At 61.9% G+C, this 16,877-nt stretch carries 16 protein-coding genes; 10 read left to right on the plus strand and 6 right to left on the minus strand.

Features of this window, described 5'->3' with window-relative positions; genetic code table 11:
- Positions 1-57: 57 nt before the first annotated feature.
- Positions 58-1,269, plus strand: coding sequence for a phosphoserine phosphatase SerB (serB, locus tag PSH80_RS02280; RefSeq protein ID WP_115127251.1), 1,212 nt, complete (start codon positions 58-60; stop codon positions 1,267-1,269).
- 126 nt (positions 1,270-1,395) lie between these two features.
- Here serB and asd read toward each other — a convergent pair whose 3' ends face one another.
- From asd to PSH80_RS02295, 3 genes are read right to left on the minus strand one after another with little or no spacing between them, the layout of a single operon-like run.
- Positions 1,396-2,256, minus strand: a complete 861-nt coding sequence (gene asd / locus PSH80_RS02285; RefSeq protein ID WP_057437374.1) for an archaetidylserine decarboxylase — start codon at positions 2,254-2,256, stop codon at positions 1,396-1,398.
- 16 nt (positions 2,257-2,272) lie between these two features.
- Positions 2,273-3,088 carry a rhodanese-like domain-containing protein gene (locus PSH80_RS02290; RefSeq protein WP_200659355.1) on the minus strand — a complete coding sequence of 272 codons (816 nt, stop codon included), beginning with the start codon at positions 3,086-3,088 and terminating at the stop codon, positions 2,273-2,275.
- A 57-nt stretch (positions 3,089-3,145) separates the two neighbouring features.
- Positions 3,146-4,681 carry an HDOD domain-containing protein gene (locus PSH80_RS02295; protein WP_120731391.1) on the minus strand — a complete coding sequence of 512 codons (1,536 nt, stop codon included), beginning with the start codon at positions 4,679-4,681 and terminating at the stop codon, positions 3,146-3,148.
- A gap of 166 nt (positions 4,682-4,847) precedes the next feature.
- Here PSH80_RS02295 and motA point away from each other — a divergent pair, with 166 nt between their 5' ends.
- Entirely contained in the window at positions 4,848-5,699 is an 852-nt protein-coding gene (gene motA, locus PSH80_RS02300; protein ID WP_120731393.1) for a flagellar motor stator protein MotA, read from the plus strand.
- Positions 5,700-5,702: 3 nt separating this feature from the next.
- Positions 5,703-6,725: a flagellar motor protein MotB gene (gene motB, locus PSH80_RS02305; protein WP_128593134.1), complete on the plus strand. Its 1,023-nt coding sequence runs from the start codon at positions 5,703-5,705 to the stop codon at positions 6,723-6,725.
- A gap of 53 nt (positions 6,726-6,778) precedes the next feature.
- Here the strand turns inward: motB and PSH80_RS02310 are convergent, their stop codons facing one another.
- Both PSH80_RS02310 and rsgA read right to left on the minus strand, forming a co-directional pair.
- Entirely contained in the window at positions 6,779-7,174 is a 396-nt protein-coding gene (locus tag PSH80_RS02310) for a type II toxin-antitoxin system PemK/MazF family toxin (protein ID WP_200659362.1), read from the minus strand.
- Between the two features lie 283 nt (positions 7,175-7,457).
- Positions 7,458-8,489, minus strand: coding sequence for a small ribosomal subunit biogenesis GTPase RsgA (gene rsgA, locus PSH80_RS02315; protein ID WP_057437388.1), 1,032 nt, complete (start codon positions 8,487-8,489; stop codon positions 7,458-7,460).
- 106 nt (positions 8,490-8,595) lie between these two features.
- Here rsgA and orn point away from each other — a divergent pair, with 106 nt between their 5' ends.
- Both orn and PSH80_RS02325 read left to right on the plus strand, forming a co-directional pair.
- Positions 8,596-9,138 (plus strand): oligoribonuclease, encoded by a 543-nt coding sequence (gene orn, locus PSH80_RS02320; RefSeq protein WP_003188046.1) that lies wholly within the window; start codon positions 8,596-8,598, stop codon positions 9,136-9,138.
- 282 nt (positions 9,139-9,420) lie between these two features.
- On the plus strand, positions 9,421-10,035 hold the full coding sequence (locus PSH80_RS02325) for a trimeric intracellular cation channel family protein (RefSeq protein ID WP_169851492.1): 615 nt from the start codon (positions 9,421-9,423) through the stop codon (positions 10,033-10,035).
- Here PSH80_RS02325 and queG read toward each other — a convergent pair.
- Positions 10,017-11,096 carry a tRNA epoxyqueuosine(34) reductase QueG gene (gene queG, locus PSH80_RS02330; RefSeq protein WP_305419040.1) on the minus strand — a complete coding sequence of 360 codons (1,080 nt, stop codon included), beginning with the start codon at positions 11,094-11,096 and terminating at the stop codon, positions 10,017-10,019. The genes PSH80_RS02325 and queG overlap by 19 nt on opposite strands.
- A gap of 63 nt (positions 11,097-11,159) precedes the next feature.
- Between queG and PSH80_RS02335 the strand changes: the two genes are divergently transcribed.
- Genes PSH80_RS02335 through miaA form a run of 5 tightly spaced genes read left to right on the plus strand, consistent with a single transcriptional unit; the run spans position 11,160 to position 16,798 of the window.
- Positions 11,160-12,020 (plus strand): NAD(P)H-hydrate dehydratase, encoded by an 861-nt coding sequence (locus PSH80_RS02335; protein WP_057437392.1) that lies wholly within the window; start codon positions 11,160-11,162, stop codon positions 12,018-12,020.
- Complete coding sequence (gene tsaE / locus PSH80_RS02340) at positions 12,008-12,475, plus strand: tRNA (adenosine(37)-N6)-threonylcarbamoyltransferase complex ATPase subunit type 1 TsaE (protein ID WP_057437400.1); 468 nt, start codon at positions 12,008-12,010, stop codon at positions 12,473-12,475. The genes PSH80_RS02335 and tsaE overlap by 13 nt, the downstream gene beginning before the upstream one ends.
- Before the next feature lie 17 nt (positions 12,476-12,492).
- Positions 12,493-13,914: an N-acetylmuramoyl-L-alanine amidase gene (locus PSH80_RS02345; protein ID WP_115129351.1), complete on the plus strand. Its 1,422-nt coding sequence runs from the start codon at positions 12,493-12,495 to the stop codon at positions 13,912-13,914.
- 14 nt (positions 13,915-13,928) lie between these two features.
- Positions 13,929-15,827, plus strand: a complete 1,899-nt coding sequence (gene mutL, locus PSH80_RS02350) for a DNA mismatch repair endonuclease MutL (protein WP_162947781.1) — start codon at positions 13,929-13,931, stop codon at positions 15,825-15,827.
- Positions 15,827-16,798 carry a tRNA (adenosine(37)-N6)-dimethylallyltransferase MiaA gene (gene miaA / locus PSH80_RS02355; RefSeq protein WP_305419041.1) on the plus strand — a complete coding sequence of 324 codons (972 nt, stop codon included), beginning with the start codon at positions 15,827-15,829 and terminating at the stop codon, positions 16,796-16,798. The genes mutL and miaA overlap by 1 nt, the downstream gene beginning before the upstream one ends.
- Positions 16,799-16,877: the final 79 nt, after the last annotated feature.

Genomic DNA, 16,877 nt, shown 5'->3' on the forward strand with positions numbered 1-16,877 from the left:
CCCGATGGTCACTGAAAGTGGGTAGAATGCGGTTTTTTTCCAGCTCGGGGGTGCGCTTTGCGCGAAATTGTCCTGATTAACATCACCGGTGTTGACCGTCCGGGTCTTACCGCAGCCATTACCGGTGTTCTGGCCCAGGGTGGCGTGACCATTCTCGACATCGGCCAGGCCGTGATCCACGACACCCTGTCGTTCGGCATCCTGGTGGAGATTCCAGATACCGAACAGGCGTCGTCTGTGCTCAAGGACATCCTGTTTACCGCCTATAAGCTGGACCAGCAGGTGCGTTTTACCCCGGTATCCGAAGCGGATTACCAGCACTGGGTGGCCGGCCAAGGCAAGAAACGCCACATCGTCACCCTGCTGACGCGCAAGGTCACGGCTGAACAATTGCAGCGGGTCAGCTCGATCACTGCGCAATATGGCTTGAATATCGACCATATCGACCGTCTGTCGGGTCGCATGCCCCTGGACACCCCGGCGGACCAGGGCAAGGGCTGCATCGAGTTCTCCGTACGCGGTGAGCCGGCTGACCCGCAAGCCTTGCGCGCCGAGTTCCTCAGCGTGGCCCAGGAACTGAACGTGGATATCGCCTTCCAGGAAGATTCGCTGTTCCGTCGTAACCGGCGCCTGGCGGTGTTCGACATGGACTCGACTCTGATCGAAGCCGAAGTTATCGACGAGTTGGCCAAGGCCGCAGGTGTGGGCGAGCAAGTCTCGGCGATCACCGAGCGCGCCATGGCCGGCGAGCTGGATTTTCGCGCCAGCTTCAAGGAGCGTCTGGCATTGCTCAAGGGCCTGGACGTCAGCGTCCTCGATTCCATCGGCGCCTCCCTGCGCTTGACCGAAGGTGCCGAAACCCTGTTCGCCGAACTCAAGCGCCTGGGCTACAAGACCGCGATCCTCTCGGGTGGCTTTACCTACTTCGCTAAGCAATTGCAGGCCAAGCTGGGCATCGACTACGTGTTCGCCAACGAGCTGGAAGTGGTGGATGGCAAGGTGACGGGCGTGGCGGTCGAACCGATTGTCGATGCGCAACGCAAGGCTGACTTGCTCAAGGAGCTGGCGCACAAGGAAGGTTTGCGTCTGGAGCAGACCATTGCGGTCGGCGACGGCGCCAACGACCTGCCGATGCTGGCTATTGCGGGGTTGGGCGTGGCGTTCCGGGCCAAGCCGCTGGTCAAGCAATCGGCCAAGCAGGCGATTTCGACCTTGGGGTTGGATGGTGTGTTGTATCTGTTGGGGCTGCGTGACCGCGACGGTCAATAACGACAGGAACGCGGTCAAAAATGTGTGAGCGGGCTTGCTCGCGAAGGCGGTGTGTCAGTCAACTAAGGTGTCACACCGCTTTCGCGAGCAAGCCCGCTCCCACATTTGATTTTCGCTGTATTCGGATCAGGCTTTTGGCAGCGCGATACCCTGGCCCATCTGCACCGGCGTTCCCGCCACCAGTTCTTCAGCCCACTTCACCTGATCCGGCCCAAACAGCACGATAGCGGTCGAACCCAGCTTGAAACGCCCCAGTTCCGCACCTTTTTCCAGGTGGATCGGCGCACGGGCGGCTTCGTCGTAGCGCACGGTTTTCAGCTCGCGCTTGGGCGGCGTTACCAGGCCGGCCCATACGGTTTCAATCGACGCGACAATCATCGCGCCCACCAATACCACGGCCATCGGGCCGCGTTCGGTGTCGAACAGGCAAACCACACGCTCGTTACGCGCAAACAACTCCGGCACGTTTTCGGCCGTGGTCTGGTTGACCGAGAAAATCCGCCCAGGCACGTAGACCATTTCCCGCAGGGTGCCGGCCAGTGGCATGTGCACGCGGTGGTAGTCCTTCGGCGACAGGTAAATGGTGGCAAAGTCGCCGCCCATGAACGGTGCGGCAACGGCGGCGTCGCCACCGAGCAGTTCCAGCACGCTGAAACTGTGGCCCTTGGCCTGGAACACGCGGCCGTGCTCGATCGGGCCGAGCTGGCTGACTGCGCCGTCTGCCGGGCTCAGCACCGCGCCTGGGGTTGGGTCCAGGGGGCGGGCGCCGTCTTTCAGGGCGCGGGTGAAGAAGGCGTTGAAGTGCTCGTAAGCGGTCACGTCTTCTACCAGCGCCTGGGACATATCCACCTGATAGCGCTTGGCGAACCAGGTGGTGAAGGCATTTTTGAACCAGCGCACACGGCATTCGGCAATGCAGCCGGCCAGGCGCGACAGCAGGTGGTGGGGCAGCAGGTACTGGCTGAGGATAAACAAACGCTTTTTCATGAACTGTCCTTAAACCTTAAATCTCGACGGGGGTGTCGGGGTGGTTGCCCCATTCGCCCCAGGAACCGGCATAACCTTTGACTCGCGGATAACCGAGCGCCTTGGCCACCAGGTAGGTGAAGCCAGAACGGTGGTGAGTCTGGCAGTGGGTAATGATTTCTTTGTCTTTGGTCAGGCCCAGGCCTTCGAGGATCTGCGGCATGTCGCGGCGGATCCGCAGGTTGCGTGCCTTGTCCATGCCCGCCGTCCATTCGAAGTTGACTGCGCCGGGAATATGCCCGCCCTTGGCCGCGAGGACTTTTTCGCCGCTGTATTCCAGCGGGCCACGGGCATCCCAGATGCCCAGGTCGGCAGCGCCGAGGCGGCTTTGCAGGTATTCGCGGGTGGCCGTGGGCTCGTCGTGCAGGGTCAGGCTGACCGGGCCGCCGACGGCTGCGGTGACCTCAGTGGACACGGGGTGCTGTTCATCCAGCCATGCCAGTAGGCCGCCATCAAGGTAGTGATATTTCTTGTGGCCGATCACGTCGAGCAACCAGATAAACCGCCCGGCCCAGCCGCCGCCTTCGTCGTCATACACCACGTAGGTGGCATCCGGGGTGTGGCCCAGTTCGCCGAACAGTTTCTCCAGGTCGGCCTTGGCCGGCAGCAGCCCTGGGGCCGGTGGCTGGCCCAACTGGGTGCGCTTGGGATCGACAAAGTGCGCGCCGGGGATATGCCCCTGGGCATAACGGGCGGTGCTGGTGAGGTCCACCAGAATCAACGGCTCGGCGGCGAGGCGACTAAGCAGGTCGCTGGGTTCGATCACCAGCGGCAAGCCAGAAAAGTCAGGCATGTGAGGTCTCCCGGGCGCTAGGTTGGGTGATAAAAGAGGGCGATTGTAACGCAAGCATCAAGCGGTGCGGTTGGTAAAGCAGTGCAGGGCTTTCTCGATGCATTGGGCGGTTTTGCCGAAGGCCTGCACGGTGGTTTCGGAGAACGGCCCGCCCCCCTGGTCGGCAATCATCAGCATCACCACCCGGCCGTTACAGCTCAGGGAGCGCAGCAGCAAATGCTCGCCGACGAACAGGCGCCGCAATGAAGCAGGCAGCAGCACCGCGAATTGTGCGTGATTTTCCGGGTTGAGGCGCACTTGCGCAGGCTTCTCCAGCAAGCGTTGCAGCAGTGTGCTTTGTGCGGACTCAAGGCTCAGGTTGGCAGCGTCCTTGGGCAGGCCGTCGACCTGATGCACGCGCAAAGTGGCCAAGGCCTTGTCGGCCATCAGCAACATCACGCGCTGCATGCCACTGGCAACCAGGGCCTCCTTGGCGCAGGTGGTCAAGTGCATCGCATTGGCGAAGCGGCTGGGCTCCACCAGCAGCTCAGTACAACGCTTGCGCCACACCGCCAGGGCTTCGGCGGTCGGCGGCGGTGCGGGCAGCAGGCCGCGATGCACTCGTTGCACATGCCAGGGCCAGATCAACGCCAGTGCCGGATGCCAGAGACCGGCGGTCAGGGTATGGCGCGCGCTGATGACCGCCTGTTGGTGCACCTGTTGCTGCACGTCGGCCAGTGGTTGTTGCAGGTACAACGCGGTGAGGTACTGCCAGCGCTGGGTATGGGGGCAGGCCCAGGATTCCTGGGCCGCCAGTGCCATGCCATTGGCCAGTAGCACGGTATTGGCCGGTTGGTTCAGCCAGCGCCGCAGCGCCGGGTCGGCATCGAGTTTTTGCTGCTGGCTCAACGGCACTTCATCGCGGGCGATGTGCAGGGCCTTGACCAGTAAGCGTTGTTCCTTGAGCAGCAGTTGGTAGCCCTGGGATACCCAGATCGGCAAGCGCCAGGCCTCGGTCAGCTCCAGGCACAGTGCCAGCAGGGGCACGCCAAACAATTCCTGTTCGACCTTGCGTGCCGATTGACCCTTGTGGATCACCCGCAGCTCCCATTCCTCCAGGAGCTTGGGGTAGGCAACGGCCATCGGCCACAGCGGTGAAAGAAACAGCAGGCTGCCCCAATGAATATCCTGCCACAGGCGCGCCAGGCGGCTGGCAAACAGGCCGCTGGCTTGCTGCGAGGCATGCTGGCTGATCAGCTGCAATTGGCGCAGGGCCACGGGGATTTCATTGAGCGGCACCGACGGCAGGCGCGCGAGCAGTTCTTCGGTGCGCTTGAGGCCGAGGCGGTTGATCGCCACTTCAAGGTTTTCTGCGGGCTCTGCCAGGCTGCCGTGGGCCTGGTTGTTGGCTTCACGCATGACGCTCAGGACCAGTGCCGGGCTGTCTTGCATCAGCTCTGCAATATCTCGCAACGAACGGCGACTGTCGCCGATGGCCTTGCACACGGCAATGTGGCTCGCCTGCGGGACGGGCAGGAGAACCTCGTCCAGACGCTTGATCCAGCCAGCCAGAGAGTTGGGTTTTGTAGTTGGGACTGTCGTTTCGTTTGCCATGATTGGGGCGCGATCATCACTTGCGGTCAACACGCCCGGAGTGGGCCGAACTGGCTTTTCGCCTTAACGGGCTATAGTCTGGCGCAGTTTTGCCGATAAGTAGAAGAAGAGTTTTTAGATCTTCCGAATATGTCCATGAACCCGACGGCGCAAGTACTCATCCCCTATGGCTAAAATTATCGGCATCATCGTCGTCATCGCAAGCGTGCTCGGCGGATACGTTCTGTCCCACGGTAAAATTGCTGCGCTGATCCAGCCCTTCGAAGTGCTGATCATCGGCGGTGCGGCGTTTGGCGCTTTCCTGCAGGCCAACCCTAGCTACATGACCATGCACGTGATCAAAAAGTCGCTGGGCATGTTCAGCTCGCGCTTTTCCCACACGTTCTATCTGGAAGTACTGGGCCTGGTCTACGAGATCCTTAACAAGAGCCGCCGCGAAGGCATGATGGCCATCGAGGCTGATATCGAGGACGCCGCAGCGAGCCCGATCTTCGCCAAGTACCCTGCCGTGCTCAAGGATGACCGCATGACCGCCTATGTCTGCGACTACCTGCGCATCATGTCCTCCGGCAACATGGCCCCCCACGAGCTGGAAGGCCTGTTCGACATGGAGCTGTTCAGCCTCAAGGAAGAACTCGAGCACCCATCCCACGCCGTGACCGGTATCGCCGACGGCATGCCCGGTTTCGGTATTGTCGCGGCAGTACTGGGGATCGTGGTGACCATGGCGTCCCTGGGCGAAGGCGACCAGGCGGCCATCGGTATGCACGTCGGCGCGGCGCTGGTGGGGACCTTCTTCGGTATTCTCGCGGCCTATGGCTTCTTTGGCCCGCTGGCCACCTCCCTGGCCCACGACGCCAAGGAAGAGCTGAATATCTACGAAGCGATCAAGGCGTCCCTGGTGGCTTCGGCTTCCGGTATGCCGCCATCCCTGGCGGTGGAGTTCGGGCGCAAGGTGCTGTATCCGAAGCACCGTCCAAGCTTTGCCGAGCTGGAACAAGCAGTTCGCGGTCGCTAAGCCATGGAAAACAACCAGCCGATTATCATCAAGCGCGTCAAGCGCTTCGCTGCCGGGCACCACGGTGGTGCCTGGAAAATTGCCTTCGCTGACTTTGCGACGGCGATGATGGCGTTCTTTTTGGTGTTGTGGCTGATGTCCACCGCGACGCCGGAACAGAAGATCGCCATCGCCGGTTACTTCAAGGACCCCATTGGGTTTTCCGAGAGCGGCACGCCGTTTGTGATCGACTTGGGCGGCTCGCCCGAATTGGCCCCTGAGCGCACCATCAACCCGGAGGTGCAAACCGAAGCGCCCCAGGAAAATATCCCGATCGAACGCCAGACCGTCGAGAGCATGGCCGAACAGGTCGAGCAGGAACGCCTGGAGCTGTTACTGCAAGAGTTGCAGAACAAGGTCGATGAAAACCCGCAATTGCAAAAATTCAAGGATCAGATCCACTTCGATATCACCCAGGACGGCCTGCGTATCCAGATCATGGATGCGGCCAATCGACCGATGTTCGACTCTGGCAGTGCGCGCCTGAAGTCTTACTTCGAAGACATCCTGCTGGCCATGGCCGACACCATCAAGGCGGTGCCGAACAAGATCAGCGTCAGCGGCCACACCGATGCCAAGCCGTATTCGGGCCTGGGCGATTTCGGTAACTGGGAGTTGTCGGCCAACCGTGCCAACGCCGCCCGCCGTGTCCTGGTGGCCGGCAGCTATCCGGATACCCAGGTGGCGCGCGTCGTGGGCTTTGCTTCATCCCAGCTGTTTGATGTCCAGGACCCGTTCAACCCGATCAACCGGCGCATTGATATTGTGGTGCTGACCAAAAAGGCCCAGCGTGCCATCGAAGGCGAGCAGGGTGCCCCTGCGCCGGTACCGACCCAGGGCGAGGGCGCGCCGGGTGAAGTGCCGGTAGACCCGAATGCCCTGCCACCCGAGCAGCAGCCGTTGCCGGCCCATGAGTTGCGGCAGAAGCTGAATCTGTTTGATGAGGGCGGGGTAAAGGCTCCTACGGTGCCTGCGCCAGGCTCGTAGGCGTACCGTCTAAATGAAAGCGCCCCGATCAGTCGGGGCGTTTTTACTTGTGCTCAAAGTGGGAGGTAGGCTTTGACGCCACTGATCACGCCTTGCATATCATCGGTATTCAGCCGCGGTACGAAGTACTCCCGACCTTTGGAGCGGGTCTTTCTATGCAGCTTGTCGAGGCGCTCGAAACTCACGGTATAGATCATGTCGCACTTCACCCACAGCTCTTTGTAGCCATCGGACTGAAGGGGGTTGATGTGTAACAGGTGGTGCCAGGCATGCTGGACTTCGGGGGCAGTAGAGGCGATCGGGACTACAGTGCACAGCCTGCGATTGTGGCTGGAGGTAGGGGATATCACCACGACTTTACGGATCTTCAGCATTTCAGGGGCGACAAAGCCTCGTGTGAAATCGCAGAGAAGAACATCGCCTTGTTTGGGGTGATAGTAGAGAGTCAATCGAATGTCCCACAAAAGCAAAGCCGCCCGAAGGCGGCTTCATTCGACACGCAGTGGAGCTTGCTTCGCCCCTTCTGCGCCGCTGGATCAACTCCGGGAAGGATCCAGACTCCTGCCGACTTTCGCCGGTAACGGAGTGATTATGGGCATCAGGAATTCCGAATTCAAGCTGGCTTGTGTCAACGAGCCACCCAGTTGTCCTGAATTCTTGATGCCGGCCCCTATTAAATCAATGGAGTAGGGGGTTGCAGGCTGCACTTAAAGTGTATTGAGGCATGGCCACTCAGTAACTGCTTTCCGGCAAACTCGCGATGATCGAGCGATAGCTGTTCATGCGTTGCTGCTGCACGCGCCCGTCTTCCAGGGCCTTGAGCAACGCACAACCCGGCTCGCGGTCGTGCTTGCAGTCGCGGAAGCGGCACGTGCCGATCAAGTCGTTGAACTCGATGAAACCCGCTTCTACATCTGCGCGGCTGACGTGGCCCAGGCCGAATTCACGGATGCCGGGGGAGTCGATCAGCTCGCCACCGCCCGGGAAGTGGAACAGGCGTGCGGTGGTGGTGGTGTGCGTACCCTGGCCGGACAGCTCCGACAGCGGGCCGACGCGGGTCTCGACTTCCGGTAGCAGGCTGTTGACCAGCGACGACTTACCCACGCCCGACTGGCCGACGAACACGCTGATGCGCCCGTCCAACTGCTGTTGCAGCTGTTCCATGCCGTTGCCATGGTGTGCCGAGACTTCCAGCACCGGGTAGCCCAACTGCCGATACACCGCAAGCAACGCATTCAGCGCCGGGGCGTTCTGGTCGTCGATCAGGTCGAATTTGTTCAGCAGCAACAGCGGGCGGATGCCAGCGTGCTCGGCCGCCACCAGGTAGCGGTCGATCAGGTTGGCGTGTGGCTCGGGCAGCGGGGCGAAGACGATGACAATCATGTCGACGTTGGCCGCCACCGGCTTGAGTTGGCCACGGCTGTCCGGGCGGCGCAGTTCGGTGCTGCGCGGCAGTTGCGCGACGATCACCCCGATGCCTTGGTTGCCGGCACGCCACACCACTTTGTCGCCGGTTACCAGGGCCGGCAGGTTGGCGCGCAGGTGGCAGCGGAACACTTCGCCGGCCAGCTCGCCCTCCAGGGCCTCGACTTCGACCTGCACCCCAAAGTGCGCAATCACCAGGCCCGTTTGTTCGGGGCCCAGGTCGCCACCCTCCAGCGCTTCCACGGCGGAAGATTCACGTTTGGCGGCGCGGGCAGCGCGTTCACCCTGGATTTTTTCGATGCGCCAGTTTTGGCGACGGTTGAGCTGGCGTTTGGCCATTGGTGTTCCGTGTCGATAATGCAAAGGTTGGATAAAACGGTCGCGAGTCTAGCACGCCCCGCCTGCTAAACTGCGCAGCTACGCCAAGGTGCCAAGGAACCACGACATGCAAAACCCACAGAACCTGATTTGGATCGATCTGGAAATGACCGGTCTGAACCCTGACACCGACGTCATCATCGAGATGGCGACCATTGTCACCGACAGCAACCTCAACACCTTGGCCGAAGGTCCGGTGATCGCCATCCACCACAGCGACGCAGTGCTGGCCACCATGGACGAGTGGAACACCCGCACCCACGGCAACTCGGGCCTGACCCAGCGCGTGCGCGACAGCCGCATCAGCATGGCCGAGGCTGAGGCCCAGACGATTGCCTTCCTGGAAAAGTGGGTGCCCAAGGGCAAGTCGCCGATCTGTGGCAACAGCATCTGCCAGGACCGCCGCTTCCTTTATACCCATATGAAGGGGCTGGAAAGCTACTTCCACTACCGCAACCTCGATGTGTCGACCTTGAAAGAACTGGCCGCGCGTTGGGCGCCAGAGGTCAAGGACAGCTTCCATAAGGGCAGCACCCACCTGGCCCTGGATGATATCCGCGAGTCGATTGCCGAGTTGCAGCATTACCGCAAGCATTTCATCAAGGCTTGAGTTCGTGGCGCCAGGGCTGGCGCCATCGCGGGCAAGCCCGCTCCCACAGTTGCTGTGTGGTGTGTGCAAAGTTCTGTGCCCTGCCCAGATCCCCTGTGGGAGCGGGCTTGCCCGCGATGGCGGTGGGACAAGTAAGGATGTATCGACTGACCTACCGCTATCGCAGGCAAGCCACACATTTGATCGCATTCCACGTGTGGGCATGCTCGGTCTTTCGCCGAGCGCCCCCTTTTGGAGCCTTCGCCAAATGATTAGACTGCGCGCCTCTTTGCAAGGATCGCCATCATGCTGCTGATGCTCTACCTCATCGCCATCACCGCCGAAGCCATGACCGGCGCCTTGTCCGCCGGCCGTCGTGGCATGGACTGGTTTGGCGTGGTGTTGATCGCCTGCGTGACGGCGCTGGGTGGCGGTTCGGTGCGCGATGTGTTGCTCGGCCATTACCCGCTGACCTGGGTCAAACATCCGGAATACCTGGTGCTGACCTCGGTAGCGGCATTGGTGACGATCTTTATCGCCCCGCTGATGCGCCACTTGCGCTCACTGTTTTTGGCGCTGGACGCCGTAGGGCTGGTGGCTTTCACCCTGATCGGCTGCATGACGGCCCTGGAAATGGGGCACGGCATGCTGGTGGCCTCGGTCAGCGGGGTGATCACCGGAGTCTTCGGCGGGATCCTGCGGGATATTTTCTGTAACGATATTCCGTTGATCTTCCGCCGCGAGTTGTATGCCAGCGTGTCGTTCCTCGCCGCCTGGTGCTACATGCTGTGCATCTACCTCGAACTGCCCAGCGAGCAAGCGATTCTGCTCACCCTGTTCAGCGGTTTTCTACTGCGACTGCTGGCCATCCGCTTTCACTGGGAAATGCCCAAGTTCGTCTACAACGACGAACATTGACGCGTCGCGTGCTGGTTCAGCGCCCATTCGACATGTTCGCGGACCAGTTCGGAGGGGTAGTCCCGGCGCGCCTTCAAGGCTTCCAGCACCGGAATGCTGGAAGGCGCGTTGCCCAGGCCCACGGCCAGGTTACGCAGCCAACGCTCATAACCGGCGCGGCGTAGCGGCGAGCCTTCGGTGCTGCTGAGGAATTTATCCTCATCCCACATAAATAACTCGGCCAGTTCGGCGTTATCCAGGTTGTGGCGCGGCTTGAAATCGCTTTCTCCTGAAGGTCGGGCGAAACGATTCCACGGGCAAACGATCTGACAGTCATCGCAGCCGAACACGCGGTTGCCAATCAGTGGCCGCAGATCCTCGGGGATTGCGCTCTTGAGTTCGATGGTCAAGTAGGAAATGCAGCGCCGGGCGTCCAGCACATAGGGGCCGACGAAGGCATTGGTGGGGCAGATGTCCAGGCAGGCGGTGCAGCGGCCGCAGTGTTCGGTGCTGTGGGGCGGGTCGACGGGCAGTGGCAGGTCGACGAACAGTTCGCTGAGGAAGAAGTAGCTACCGGCCTTGCGGCTGAGGACCAGGGTGTTTTTGCCGATCCAGCCCAGGCCGGCTTGTTCGGCGATGGCTTTTTCCAGCACTGGGGCGCTGTCGACAAAGGCGCGAAAACCAAACGGGCCGATCTGTGCCTGGATGCGGTCGGCCAGTTGCTGCACGCGCTTGCGGATCAGCTTGTGGTAGTCGCGGCCCAGGGCGTAGCGGGAGATATAGGCTTTTTCGGGTTGGGCCAGCAGTTGCGCCATTTGCGTATCGCCGGGCAGGTAATCCATGCGCAGGGACACCACGCGCAAGGTGCCGGGTACCAACTCGTCCGGGTGCGAGCGTTTGCTGCCATGGGCGCCCATGTAGTCCATCTCGCCGTGGTAGCCCGCGTCGAGCCAGCGCTGCAGGTGCTGTTCATGCTCAGCCAGGTCCAGGCCGCTGATGCCGACTTGTTGAAAGCCCAGCTCGCGACCCCAGTCTTTGATCGATTGGGCGAGGGCGGGCAGATCGGTGGTAATAGCAGGCATGAGACGAGAGAAACCGCAGGTTAGATGCGTATAATTCTGCCAGACATCGGAGCTTGAAGACGCATGCCGCAGACAAAACACGAAATAACCGACGTGCAGCCCCTGTTGCCCGGCCAATTGCCGCAACTGGCTGCGCGTTCCCCAGAGGCCCACAAGGGGCAGTTTGGCCACGTCCTGGTGATCGGTGGCGACCATGGCTTTGGCGGCGCGGCGCTACTGAGTGCTGAAAGCGCCTTGCGCAGCGGTGCTGGCCTGGTGTCCCTGGCGACCCGAAGTGAACATGTCCCCGCCGCTTTGACCCGCTTGCCGGAAGTCATGGTGCGCGGCGTGCATTCGGCCAATCAGTTGATGGGTTTGCTGGAAAAAGTCTCGGTGATGGTTGTCGGCCCTGGCCTGGGCGACATGGCGTGGGGCAAAAGCCTGCTGTCGGTGGCCGCCAATGCCCGGCAACCCCAGGTCTGGGATGCAGACGCGCTGAACCTGCTGGCCGCAGGCCATGTAACCTTGCCGGCCGATTGCGTGATCACTCCGCACCCAGGGGAGGCGGCGCGGCTGATGGGGATCTCGACAGCCGAGGTTCAGGCCGACCGGCTTAAGGTGGCGCGCGCGCTGAGCCAGAAATTCAATGCAGTCACGGTGCTCAAGGGCGCGGGCAGCCTGATCGCCAGCCCGGATGGGCGGGTGGCGCGCTGTGACCAGGGGCATCCGGCCATGGCATCGGCGGGCCTGGGGGATGTGCTCGCCGGCTTGACCGGCGCGCTGCTGGCCCAAGGCATGCCAGCGTTCGAGGCCGCCAGCCTGGCAGTGTGGTTGCACGCCACGGCGGGCGATCGTCAGGGCACCTTGGGTCGCGGCCTGGTGGCCAGTGACCTGATTCCCGCCATTCGTCAGTTGTTGGAGGAGCAGTCACCGTGTCTGAAGTAACGCTGTTTATAGCGGATGAAGAGGCCATGGTGGCTCTCGGCAAGAGCATTGCCGAGATCACCGGGGGTGTGGGCCTGATTTTTCTGCAAGGTGATCTGGGCGCCGGCAAAACCACGCTGTCGCGCGGCATCATTCGCGGGCTTGGGCATAGTGGTGCAGTGAAAAGTCCGACGTTCACCCTGGTAGAGCCTTACGAGATCGGTGAGGTGCGGGCGTTCCATTTCGACCTGTATCGCCTGGTGGATCCCGAGGAATTGGAGTACATGGGCATCCGCGATTACTTCGATGGCGACGCCTTGTGCCTGATCGAGTGGCCGGACAAGGGCACAGGCTTTTTGCCAAAGCCCGACCTGACCATTACCATTACTGCGCATAACCATGGGCGTCAGTTGAAATTGTTGTCCCAGAGCGCGCGCAGTGAGTCCTGGTGTGCCGCTTTGGCTTTGAAATTCTAATAATGGGTGGGTTAGGTATGCGCTTTCGCGCGTTGGTTGCTGTCGTGGGGGTGTTGCTTGCGGCAATGACTGTCAATGCTCTGGCTGCTTCACAGGTGAAAAGTGTGCGCCTGTGGCGAGCTCCGGATAACACGCGACTGGTGTTCGACCTGTCTGGCCCGGTCCAGCACAGTGTCTTTACCCTGACGGCGCCTGATCGCCTGGTGATTGACATCAACGGTGCGACCCTGGCCGCGCCCCTGAAGGTCTCCACTGCGAACACGCCGATTACCGCGATGCGCTCGGCCCAGCGCACGCCGACTGACCTGCGGGTGGTCATCGACCTGAAAAAGGTCGTGACGCCGAAGAGTTTTTCCCTCGCGCCGAACGCCCAGTATGGCAACCGCCTGGTGGTCGATCTGTTCGATAACCCTGCCGATGCGGCACCAGCCCCTGCACCTGCGCCTTCTGTCGCCACCACGCCAGCCGTGCCGGTCAGCCCCGCGCAGCCCCAGGTCAAGTTGCCACCGCTGCCGCCAGCCCCGGCCGGCAAACGTGACGTCATCGTGGTGATCGACGCCGGCCACGGCGGTGAAGACCCGGGCGCCTCGGGCTCCCGTGGCCAGCACGAAAAAGACGTGGTCCTGGCCATCGCCCGCGAATTGCAGCGCCAGATCAACGGGATGAAAGGCTACCGCGCCGAATTGACCCGTACCGGCGACTACTTCATCCCGCTGCGCGGGCGTACCGAAATCGCCCGCAAGAAGGGCGCCGACCTGTTCGTGTCGATCCACGCCGACGCCGCCCCGTCGAAGGCCGCCTTTGGCGCCTCGGTGTTTGCCCTGTCGGATCGTGGCGCCACATCCGAGACCGCACGCTGGCTGGCCGACAGCGAAAACCGTTCCGACTTGATCGGCGGTGCCGGCAACGTGTCCCTGGATGACAAGGACCGCATGCTCGCGGGTGTATTGCTGGATCTGTCGATGACTGCCTCGCTGACCTCCAGCTTGAACGTCGGGCAGAAAGTCCTGACCAACATGGGCCGGGTCACCCCGTTGCACAAGCAGCGGGTGGAGCAGGCCGGGTTTATGGTGCTCAAGTCGCCGGATATCCCGTCGATCCTGGTCGAAACCGGCTTTATCTCCAACGCCAACGAAGCCAACAAGCTGGCCAGCGCCAGCCACCAGCAGGCGCTGGCGCGCTCCATCAGTTCCGGCGTGCGTCAGTTCTTCCAGCAGAACCCGCCGCCGGGCACCTATATCGCCTGGCTGCGGGACTCCGGGAAAATCGCCCAGGGCCCGCGTGACCATCGGGTGCAGCCCGGCGACACCGTGGCCATGCTGGCCGTGCGTTTCCAGGTCTCGGCCGCCACCTTGCGCAGCGCCAACAACCTGAAAACCGATGAACTGAAAGTCGGCCAGGTGTTGACCATCCCCGGCACTGAATTGGCAGCACAGTAATGAGCGAATCGGTATTGAACAGCGCTTCGCGCATCGAACTGCTCAGCCCGCGGCTGGCCAACCAGATCGCTGCGGGCGAGGTGGTTGAGCGCCCGGCCTCGGTGATCAAGGAACTGCTGGAAAACAGCCTCGACTCCGGCGCCAAGCGCATCGACGTGGATGTCGAGCAGGGCGGCGTCAAGTTGCTGCGGGTACGCGACGACGGTAGCGGGATTTCCTCGGACGACCTGCCGCTGGCACTGGCACGCCATGCCACCAGCAAAATCCGTGACCTGGAAGACCTTGAGCGGGTGATGAGCCTGGGCTTTCGTGGTGAGGCGCTGGCGTCAATCAGCTCCGTGGCGCGCCTGACCCTGACTTCCCGCACCCGTGGCGCCGAACAGGCCTGGCAGGTAGAAACCGAAGGCCGCGACATGGCCCCTCGGGTCCAGCCGGCAGCCCATCCAGTGGGCACCTCGGTGGAAGTGCGCGACCTGTTCTTCAATACCCCGGCGCGGCGTAAATTCCTCAAGGCCGAAAAAACCGAATTCGATCACCTGCAAGAAGTCATCAAGCGCCTGGCCCTGGCGCGTTTTGATGTGGCCTTCCACCTGCGCCACAACGGCAAGACCATCCTCAGCCTGCACGAGGCCAATGACGATGCCGCCCGCGCCCGACGCGTGTCGGCAATCTGCGGCGCAGGCTTCCTGGAACAGGCGCTGCCGATTGAGATCGAGCGTAACGGCCTGCATTTGTGGGGTTGGGTCGGCCTGCCGACGTTCTCCCGCAGCCAGGCAGACTTGCAGTATTTCTTTGTGAATGGCCGTGCCGTGCGCGACAAGCTGGTGGCCCATGCGGTGCGCCAGGCCTATCGCGACGTGCTGTTCAATGGCCGGCACCCAACCTTTGTACTGTTTTTTGAAGTGGACCCCGCGGTGGTCGACGTCAACGTGCACCCGACCAAGCACGAGGTGCGCTTCCGTGACGGGCGCATGGTCCATGACTTCCTCTATGGCACCTTGCACCGCGCCTTGGGCGATGTGCGCCCGGACGATCAACTGGCGGCGCCGATTGTCACCGCCGTCGTCCGCCCGACAGGGCCGGAGGCCGGTGAATTCGGGCCCCAGGGCGAAATGAGCCTGGCGGCCAACCTGCTGCAATCGCCGCAAGCGCAGCCAAGTTACCCGGCGCCGGGTTCCGGCGCGGGGGCGGGCTATCAGTATCAATACACCCCGCGTCCGCAATCGGCGGTGCCGGTGGCCGAGGCCCAGGCGGCCTATCGCGAATTCTTCGCGCCGCTGCCCGGTGCCGAGCCGGGCGCAGTGGCCCTGCCGGAAGGCGGCGGTGATATCCCGCCCCTGGGTTATGCCCTGGCCCAGCTCAAGGGCATCTATATCCTCGCGGAAAACGCCCACGGCCTGGTGTTGGTGGACATGCACGCGGCCCACGAACGGATCATGTACGAGCGCCTGAAGATCGCCATGGCCAGTGAAGGCCTGAGCGGCCAGCCATTGCTGGTGCCGGAGTCCCTGGCGGTGAGCCAGCGGGAAGCCGATTGCGCCGAGGAGCACCACGCGGTGTTCCAGAAACTGGGTTTTGAGTTGCAGCGCCTGGGCCCGGAAACCCTGGCCATCCGGCAGATTCCCGCCCTGCTCAAGCAGGCCGAGGCCAATCGGCTGGTGGCCGACGTGCTGGCGGACCTGATGGAATACGGCACCAGTGACCGGATCCAGGCGCATATCAACGAACTGCTCGGCACCATGGCCTGCCACGGCGCGATCCGCGCCAACCGGCGCCTGGCCCTGCCGGAAATGAACGGCCTGCTGCGGGACATGGAAAACACCGAGCGCAGTGGCCAGTGCAACCATGGCCGACCGACCTGGACCCAAATGGGGCTGGATGATCTGGACAAACTATTCCTGCGCGGCCGCTGATGAGCTCTCTACCTCCCGCCATCTTCCTGATGGGCCCGACGGCCGCCGGCAAGACAGACCTTGCGATCGAGCTGACCAAGGTTTTGCCCTGTGAGCTGATCAGTGTCGATTCAGCCCTGGTTTACCGGGACATGGACATTGGCACCGCCAAGCCGTCCAAGGAGCTGTTAGCCGCCCATCCCCATCGACTGATCGACATTATTGATCCGGCGCAAAGCTACTCGGCGGCGGATTTTCGTTCCGATGCCCTGGCGGCCATGGCTGAAATCACCGCGCGGGGCAATATCCCGCTGCTGGTGGGCGGTACGATGCTCTATTACAAGGCGCTGCAGGAAGGCTTGGCCGACATGCCGCCCGCCGATCCGCAGGTGCGCGCCGAAATCGAAGAAGAGGCTGCGCGCCTTGGTTGGCAGGCCCTGCACGAGCAATTGGCGGCGATTGACCCGGTATCTGCCGCGCGCATTCACCCCAACGACCCCCAGCGCCTGAGCCGGGCTCTGGAAGTCTGGCGCGTGAGTGGCCAGACAATGACGGCCCATCGCCTCAGACAATCTGCGCAAAGTACTGACGCAGGCACCTCTGGACCGGGACAATTGCCCTATACTGTCGCCAATCTGGCTATCGCTCCGGCGAATCGGCAGGTGCTGCATGAACGAATTGCACAAAGATTCACAATTATGTTGGAACAGGGGTTCGTGGAGGAGGTCGTAGCACTGCGTTCAAGAGGTGATCTGCATCCGGGATTGCCTTCGATACGTGCTGTAGGCTACCGCCAAGTCTGGGATCATCTGGATGGCAAGCTGACGTCAGCCGAAATGCAGGAGCGCGGCATTATTGCCACGCGCCAATTGGCAAAACGCCAGTTCACTTGGCTGCGCAGTTGGACTGACCTGCATTGGCTGGACAGTCTGGATTGCGACAATCTGTCACGCGCCTTGAAATACTTGGGAACGGTCTCCATATTGAGCTGAGTCCTTGCAATTGCCGTCTATCCTTGGGGGTGTGACGGTCACAAGCTATCTATTTTTCCGATTTTTTATTATTGATCCT

Origin of the sequence: Pseudomonas sp. FP818 (assembly GCF_030687335.1) — a bacterium.
GTDB lineage: Bacteria > Pseudomonadota > Gammaproteobacteria > Pseudomonadales > Pseudomonadaceae > Aquipseudomonas > Aquipseudomonas shahriarae.